At 62.0% G+C, this 2,205-nt stretch carries 2 protein-coding genes; both read right to left on the bottom strand.

Annotation, left to right across the window (positions count from 1 at the left end; all coding sequences use genetic code 11):
- Positions 1 to 1,352: TRAP transporter large permease (locus tag PXK01_RS21800; RefSeq protein WP_274861718.1), on the bottom strand; the 1,352-nt coding region annotated here is incomplete at its 3' end.
- The gene (locus PXK01_RS21795; RefSeq protein ID WP_274848290.1) at positions 1,352 to 2,032 is read right to left on the bottom strand and encodes a TRAP transporter small permease; all 681 of its coding nucleotides are present in this window, start codon (positions 2,030 to 2,032) and stop codon (positions 1,352 to 1,354) included. The genes PXK01_RS21800 and PXK01_RS21795, both read right to left, overlap by 1 nt.
- Positions 2,033 to 2,205 lie beyond the last annotated feature (173 nt).

Below are 2,205 nucleotides of genomic sequence, written 5' to 3'. Positions count from 1 at the left end.
GTCACCATGATCAGGAAGACGAAGAGCACGGCCAGGAAGGGCAATGCCGCCCGTACCACGCCCATCATCGGCATGCCCGCAACGCCGGAGGTGACGAAGAGGTTCAGACCGACCGGCGGGGTGATCATGCCGATCTCCATGTTGACCACCATGATGATGCCAAGGTGAATGGGGTCGATACCCAGCTCGATGGCAATCGGGAAGACCAGCGGCGCAACGATCACCAACAGGCCCGAGGGCTCCATGAACTGACCGCCGATCAGCAGGATCACGTTCACCACGATGAGGAACATGACCGGACCGAAACCGGCCGACAGCATCGCATTGGCGATATGCTGGGGCACCTGTTCATCCGTCAGCACGTGTTTCAGGATCAGCGCATTGGCGATCACGAACATCAGGGTGACGGTCAGCTTGCCCGCATCGAACAGCGCCTTCTTGGTGTCCTTGTGGAACCAGACCGACAACAGCGCGACCGGCGCCTGCAGCACGGAGCGGCGCGGACGAGTGTCACTGCCCGCCAGCGGCCCCATATCCCGGTAGACGAAGGTTGCCACCAGGAAGGCATAGACGGAAGCCACCGCGGCCGCCTCGGTCGGGGTAAAGATGGCGGCTTCCTTGTAAAGCCCCTGTTCGGCGGAATACCACGGGTAGCCATAGATCCCGACCATGATGATCACGATCAGGAACAGGCCCCAGAAAGCCTCACGGAAGGAGGCACCAACCTCGCCCCAACCGGCCCATTCGCCCTTGGGCATGTCCTTGATGCGGGCGATCACGTAGATCGTCACCATCAGCATGAGGCCCGCCAGAAGACCCGGAATGATGCCCGCAAGGAACATCCGCCCCACCGAAACATCGACCGAGGCCGCATAGACCACCATCACGATGGAGGGCGGGATGAGGATGCCCAGCGTGCCCGCGTTACAGATCACGCCGGCAGCGAATTCCTTGGTATAGCCCGCCTGGCGCATGGCCGCGATCACGATCGATCCGATGGCCACCACGGTCGCCGGGGACGATCCTGAGAGCGCCGCGAACATCATGCAGGCAAAGACGCCCGCAATCGCTAGACCGCCCTGGAAATGCCCGACGCAGGCGATGGAGAACCGGATGATCCGCTGCGCCACGCCGCCCGTCGACATGAAGGTCGAGGCCAGGATGAAGAAGGGGATCGCCAGCAGGGTGAAATGCCCCTCGAAGGCCTCGAACAGGGTGCCCGCAACCGAAGCAAGCGAGCTGTCCGAGTAGATCAGCAGGAACAGGGTGGAGCTGAGGCCGAGCGAGACCGCGATCGGCACCCCGATCAGCATCAGGCCCACGACCATGGCAAAGAGAAGGATCACGTCCATCAGTTTTCTCCCTCGGTTGCGCGGGCGCGAGCCTCGTCCATTTCATCCTCGACCTCATGGCTGGCCACCAGCCGGTCGGCCGTGCCGTGCCAGATCCGAACCGCCGCCTGGGCAAAGCGCAGCACCAGCAACAGCATCGACAGGGGCAGGATCAGATAGGGTACGACCTTCGGCAGTTTCTCATAGGAATCGCCGTAGTTGATCAGATCCTCAAGGAAGGCGAAGATCCCGATCATCGGCACGTCCTGCACTTCGTAGAAGCTCTGGCTGCGGGCCTTCATGTCAAAGCCCGTTGGAAACCAGCGCCCCGAGGTGGGCGGCAGATCCGCAAAGACCGCCCAGTAGTCATAGGCGCCCTTGAGCAGCAGCAGCGAGAACATGAGGCAGGCGCCGACGGCGATCAGCCCCAGCATCCTGCGCGCGGGTGCTGCTAGCGTGTTGACCACGGCATCAACGCCCAGATGCGCATGGGTCTTCACCGCGTATGAGGCGCCCAGAAGCACCAGCCAGGCAAACAGGAACACCGTCAGCTCCAGCGCCCAGAGAATATTGGAGTTGAAGATGAAACGCGCCACCACATTGGCGAAGGTAATCACCGTCATCAGCCCCAACAGGAGCGCGATCAGCGTTTCTTCGAGCGAATTGATAAACCCGGCCGGGCCGGTTCTTGCCCCCGACATGCCAGTATCCCCCATGCTGTTGTTCTGAAAAAGAATGCAGGCGGCGGATCCCCACGCCGCCTGCGAAAACGGAACGCGTCACCGGTCTTCTAAGCGGCGCGTTCCGGGGTGGGGCTATTAGAAGCCCGCGTTGATCGCCTGAGCGGCGTCGATCTTGTCCTGACCCACGTCAC

This window comes from Phaeobacter sp. PT47_59 (assembly GCF_028890025.1).
In the GTDB taxonomy this organism is placed as follows: Bacteria; Pseudomonadota; Alphaproteobacteria; order Rhodobacterales; family Rhodobacteraceae; genus Phycobacter.
This window is presented reverse-complemented; position numbering and strand designations above follow the sequence as displayed.

What these genes read in the sequence shown, in the direction of transcription:
- PXK01_RS21795 (WP_274848290.1), bottom strand. Translation starts at nt 2,032, where the DNA reads ATGTCGGGGGCAAGAACCGGCCCGGCCGGGTTTATCAATTCGCTCGAA.